The following is a 5029-nucleotide window of genomic DNA, read 5'->3' as shown; positions in this document are numbered from 1 at the left end:
GACGGCCGTGTCGGCCGCCACGGCAGGGGTGGCGATGGTGGCGCGGATCAGCTGACGACGACGGCGGCGGCGAGCTTGGACAGCGGCTCGGCCAGCGCGTTCACCGAGTCGGCGAAGGTCTTCCGCTCGGCCTCGGTGACCTTGTCGTACGAGGTGTAGACGTCACCCTGCTTGTACTTGGCGAGCAGGGTCTGGATCGCGGCGAACTCACCGTCCAGGGTCTTGGCCAGCTCGGCGTCCTTCTCGGCGGCGACCGGCTTCAGCAGGTCGTACGCCTTCTTCGCGCCCTCGACGTTGGCCGCGAAGTCGGACAGGTCGGTGTGGCTGTAGCGGTCCTCCTCACCGGTGACCTTGCCGGTGGCGACCTCGTCCAGCAGCTCCTTGGCGCCGTTGGCCATGCTGGTGGCGGTGATCTCGGCCTGCGGGATCTTCTTCTGCCAGTCGGTCAGGTCGGCGACCAGCTGGTCGGCGAGCTTCTTGTCGGCGTCGGTGATCGCGTTGTCGGCCCAGAGGGACTTCTCCAGCTTGTGCCAGCCGGTCCAGTCCTGGCCCGGCTCCAGGCCGTCCTCACGGGTGTCGGTCTTCGGGTCGACGTCGCCGAAGCTCTCGGCGACCGGCTCGGTGCGCTCCCAGCCGACCCGGGAGGGGGCGAACAGCGACCTGGCCTTCTCGATGTCGCCGGCCTTGATCGCCTCGGCGAACTGCGTCACCACCGGGATGGTCGCGTCGGCCTGCTCCTGGGCGTACTTGTGGTACGCGGCCACGGCGTCCTGCAGGCGGGTGTCGGCCTTGGCCTGGCCGCTGTCGCCGGTCACGGTGATCTTCTGGCGGATGCCGTCACCGGTCATGCCGGGCTTGCAGGCGATCTCGTAGCTGCCGGGCTTGATCTCGGCGGAGATCTCCACCTTGGTGCCGGGGCCGATGTTCTCGCGCTCGGTGACGATCTTGTCGCCGGCGGCGTAGACGTAGACCTCGGTGGCCTTGCTGCCCTTGTTCTGGACGGCCAGCTTGACCTGGCCACCCGCGAAGGTGGTCTTCGACACCTCGCAGGCCGTATCGGAGGCGTTCACCTGGACGGCGTCCGCCGAGGAGGCGTCGTCCTTCTTGGAGCAGCCGGCCAGAGCGGCTCCGACCACGGCGATGGAGAGCAGTGTGGCTGCGGCGGAACGGCGACGGGCGGACATGTGAGCTCCACGGGCGAGGGTGTACAGAAAGATGACAGGTACAGGGCAGCAAAAAGGACGACCGGGCAGATGCGCGACCCCCCGGTCGTCCAGTTAGCTGAGGCATACCTTAGATAGCCCCCGGCGAGCCGTCCACATCGCCCCCTGCCCGGCCCGAGGGTTTTACCAATTCGTGGCCATCGGCCCACCCCGGTGCCGAACCGCACACACCCCGGCACACCACCTCCACCCCGCGGGCGACGGCCGCCCCGGCGGCCCCACGCCCGACCACCCGGCCGGCGCCGCCCGCCCGAGCGCGGTGCGACCGGCGTCACAGCCACCCGCGGGCCCGGCGACCCTAGGGTTGGGAGGGCGACGACAGGGACAGGCTTGGCAAGGAGGCGTGGTGACGGCACATCAGCTGATCGGCCGGATCGTGGACACCGGCAGTTTCGTCCGCTGGGACCGGCCGCTCGACGCCCGGCCCGCGGACCCCGGCTACCGGGCCGCGCTGGCCCGCGCCCGGGAGCGCAGCGGCCTGGACGAGGCCGTCACCACCGGGCGGGCGCTGCTGGCCGGCCGGCCGGTGGCGCTGATCGCCTCGGAGTTCGCCTTCCTGGGCGGATCGATCGGGGTCGCCACCGCCGAGCGGATCACCCTCGCCGTGGAGCGGGCCACCGCCGAGCGGCTCCCGCTGGTCGCACTGCCGGTCTCCGGCGGCACCCGGATGCAGGAGGGCGCCGCCGCGTTCCTCTGCATGGTCCGGGTGACGGCCGCCGTCCAGGCCCACCAGGCCGCCGGGCTGCCGTACCTGACCTACCTGCGCAACCCCACCATGGGCGGGGTGTTCGCCTCCTGGGGCACACTCGGCCACCTGGTGCTGGCCGAACCGGGCGCCCGGCTCGGATTCCTCGGCCCCCGGGTCTACGAACAGCTGCGCGGCGAACCGCTGCCGCCGGACGTCCAGCTCGCCGAGACGCTCGCCGCGCGCGGACTGCTGGACGCGGTGGTGCCGCAGGAGCGGCTGCGCGAGGTGCTGCGGCTGGCCCTGGACGTCCTGGCCGGGACGCCCACCACCGAGCCCGCGCCACCGGCGCCCGCGCCGCGGCCCTCGCCGCCGGACCCGTGGGACGCCGTCCGCCGTACCCGGCGCACCGACCGGCCGGGCGCCCGGCAGCTGCTGGACCACGCCGGGCAGGGGGTGCTGACGCTGGCCGGCGAAGGCGCGCTGGTACGGGCACTGGCCAGGTTCGGCGGCCGGCCGGCCGTGGTGGTCGGTCAGCAGCGTCAGGACGGCGACGCCCCGCGGCCGTTCACGGCGGCCGAGCTGCGGTTGGTGCGCCGCTCGGCCCGGATGGCCGAGCAGCTCGGGCTGCCGCTGGTGACGCTGGTGGACACTGCGGGCGCGGAACTGTCCGCCCGGGCCGAGCTGGACGGCATCGCCGTCGAGATCGCCCAGTGCCTGGCCACCCTGGTCGGGCTGGCCACCCCGGTGCTGGCGGTGCTGCTCGGGCAGGGCTCCGGCGGCGGGGCGCTCGCCCTGCTGCCGGCCGACCGGGTGCTCGCCGCCGAACACGCCTGGCTCGCCCCGCTCCCGCCCGAGGGCGCCTCGGCGATCGTGCACCGCGACGGCGACCACGCCGCCGAACTGGCCCGCGCCCAGGGCATCGGCGCCGCCGACCTCGCCGCGGCGGGCCTGGTGGACCAGGTGATCGCCGAACTCCCGGACGCCGCCGAGGAGCCCGCGGCCTTCTGCGCCCGCGTCGGCGCGGCCGTCGCCGCCGCCCTCACCGACCTCGCCGCGCAGCCCCACCCCGACCGCCTGCGCACCCGCGCCCACCGCCACCGCCACCTCGGCGGCCCCCCACCCACCGACGCCGGGTGACCGGCCAGGCCGGTCAGGTCAGGTCAGCCGGTCACGGACATCGCGCTCCCGCAGCTCGGGGAGCACCCGCGCGACGGTCGCGAAGTCGCCGTCCACGTGCAGCACGGTGAGGTCGTGGTGGACCGCTGCCGCTGCCACCAGGAGGTCGACGACCCCGGCGGAACGGTGCTGGCCCTTCTGGGTGAGCTTGTACTGCGCGGTGTCCACCCAGTCCCAGGCGTCCTTCGGAACGCCGACCGCCGGACCGAACAGGTCGAACAGGTCGTTCTCCAGCTCGTCCCGGTGCGCCGGGCCCGTCGCCGAGTACAGGAGCTCGACCCTGGTCGGCTTGCTGATCCTCACCAGCCCCGATTCGATGGGCCCGAGCCAGCGCCTGCGGACGTCCGCGTCCTGCATCAGGTGCACGAATCCCGAGGTGTCGATCAGAAAACTGTCGATCATCCGCGATCCTCCCCGGCCCGCTTGCGGGCTGTGTAGGCCCTCAGGGTCGGCTCGAACTCTCCGAGGGCGGCACGCCGGGACAGCTTCTCCAGCGCCTCCAGCCGCTTCAGCCGCTGCACGTAGTCGGCCAGGGCGCCGTTGATCGTGTCCTTCTTCGTGCTCGTCCCCATCAAGCGCATGGCCTCCGCGAGGATCTTGTCGTCAACATCGATGTTGGTCATGCTCACCGTGGCACCTCCGTTGATGATGTGGCAAATTCATCCACATCATCAACGTTACCCATGCGTACGTCCGCACACCAGCCGGAATCGGGAGGCTCCGGCCCGCCCTGCACGCCGTCAGCCGTGGTCCGCGGCGGAGGTCCGCAGTTCGGGGGGTTCGCCGCTGAAGGTGATCCGGCCGCGGCGCAGCACGTGGACGAAGGTGCCGGGGCGGTCGAAGGCGGGGGGCAGGGACTGTTCGGCGAGGACCACGGTGCGGCCGTCGGCGGCCAGGCCGAGCAGCAGGCGGTGCAGGCGGTCGACCACCGCGGGGGCGAGGCCGCGGGCCGGTTCGTCGAGCAGCAGGACCGCCGGGCGGGCGGCCAGCGCCCGGGCGAGGGCGACCAGTTGCCGCTGGCCGCCGGAGAGGGCGCCGGCCCGGCGGTGGGCGAGCGGCGCCAGTTCCGGGAACCAGTGGTCGACCGGGGCCGGGCCGCCGAGGGCCAGGTGTTCGGCCACCGTGAGTGAGTCGAAGACGGCCCGCTCCGCCGGGACCAGGGCGGTCCCGAGCCGGGCCCGCCGGTGGGCGTCCAGCCCGGTGACGTCCACCCCGCGAAGCCGTACCTGGCCGGCCGTCGGGCGCAGCGAGCCGGCCAGGGTGTGCAGGGCGGTGCTGCGCCCGGCGCCGTTGCGGCCGAGCAGGACGGTGATCCGCCCTTGCGGGCAGGCCAGGTCGATGCCGTGCAGCGCCTCCAGCAGCCCGTACCGGGCCCGGACGCCGCGCAGTTCGGCCCCGGCGCTCATCCGGCGCCCCACAGTGCGGTGACCGCGGGGTCGGCGAGGACCGCGCGGGCGGGGCCGCTGAGCACCATGCGGCCGGCCGCGAGGACGTAGGCGGTGTGGGCGAGGCCGGCCACGAGTTCGGGGTCGTGCTCGACCAGCAGGACGGCCAGTCCGTCGGCGGCCAGTGCCCGCAGCACCACGGCGAGGTGGCGGGTCCGGGTGGTGTCCAGGCCGGCGGTCGGCTCGTCCAGGAGCAGCACGCGGGGTTCGGCGGCGAGGGCGCGGGCGAGTTCCAGCAGCCGCAGCGCGCCCGCGGGCAGGGCGGCGGCGGGCAGGTCGCGGACGGTGTCGAGGCCGAACAGCCGCAGGGCGCGGGTGGTGGCGGCGCGGGCGTCGGCGCGGCCGTGCGGGGGCAGGCCGAGCAGTCCGCGGGCGGTGCCGGCGGTGTGCTGCTCGGCGCCGATCCGGACGTTCTCGCCGACCGTCAGGCCGGGGAAGACGGCGGGCTGCTGGAAGGTCCGGGCCAGGCCGAGCCTGGCCCGGGCGTGGTCGGGGCG

General features: G+C 74.2%; 6 protein-coding genes. 1 reads left to right on the top strand and 5 read right to left on the bottom strand.

Annotated elements, in window-relative coordinates:
• Positions 1-47 precede the first annotated feature (47 nt).
• Entirely contained in the window at positions 48-1184 is a 1137-nt protein-coding gene (gene efeO, locus AA75_RS19025) for an iron uptake system protein EfeO (protein WP_033821303.1), read from the bottom strand.
• A gap of 385 nt (positions 1185-1569) precedes the next feature.
• Here efeO and AA75_RS19020 point away from each other — a divergent pair, with 385 nt between their 5' ends.
• Positions 1570-3048 carry a carboxyl transferase domain-containing protein gene (locus AA75_RS19020; RefSeq protein WP_033821302.1) on the top strand — a complete coding sequence of 493 codons (1479 nt, stop codon included), beginning with the start codon at positions 1570-1572 and terminating at the stop codon, positions 3046-3048.
• Between the two features lie 18 nt (positions 3049-3066).
• On the opposite strand, the gene AA75_RS19015 is transcribed toward AA75_RS19020, so the two are convergent.
• From AA75_RS19015 to AA75_RS19000, 4 genes are all read right to left on the bottom strand, one after another.
• Positions 3067-3486, bottom strand: a complete 420-nt coding sequence (locus AA75_RS19015; RefSeq protein ID WP_033821311.1) for a PIN domain-containing protein — start codon at positions 3484-3486, stop codon at positions 3067-3069.
• On the bottom strand, positions 3486-3716 hold the full coding sequence (locus AA75_RS19010; RefSeq protein WP_033821301.1) for a type II toxin-antitoxin system VapB family antitoxin: 231 nt from the start codon (positions 3714-3716) through the stop codon (positions 3486-3488). The genes AA75_RS19015 and AA75_RS19010 overlap by 1 nt, the downstream gene beginning before the upstream one ends.
• 111 nt (positions 3717-3827) lie before the next feature.
• Positions 3828-4493, bottom strand: a complete 666-nt coding sequence (locus AA75_RS19005) for an ATP-binding cassette domain-containing protein (RefSeq protein ID WP_033821310.1) — start codon at positions 4491-4493, stop codon at positions 3828-3830.
• Positions 4490-5029: ATP-binding cassette domain-containing protein (locus tag AA75_RS19000; RefSeq protein ID WP_033821300.1), on the bottom strand; the 540-nt coding region annotated here is incomplete at its 5' end. The genes AA75_RS19000 and AA75_RS19005, both read right to left, overlap by 4 nt.

The organism is Kitasatospora sp. MBT63 (genome assembly GCF_000710465.2).
In the GTDB taxonomy this organism is placed as follows: Bacteria; Actinomycetota; Actinomycetes; order Streptomycetales; family Streptomycetaceae; genus Kitasatospora.
Note: the sequence above shows the minus strand (reverse complement) of the source record. Positions and strands in the feature narration are given on the sequence as shown.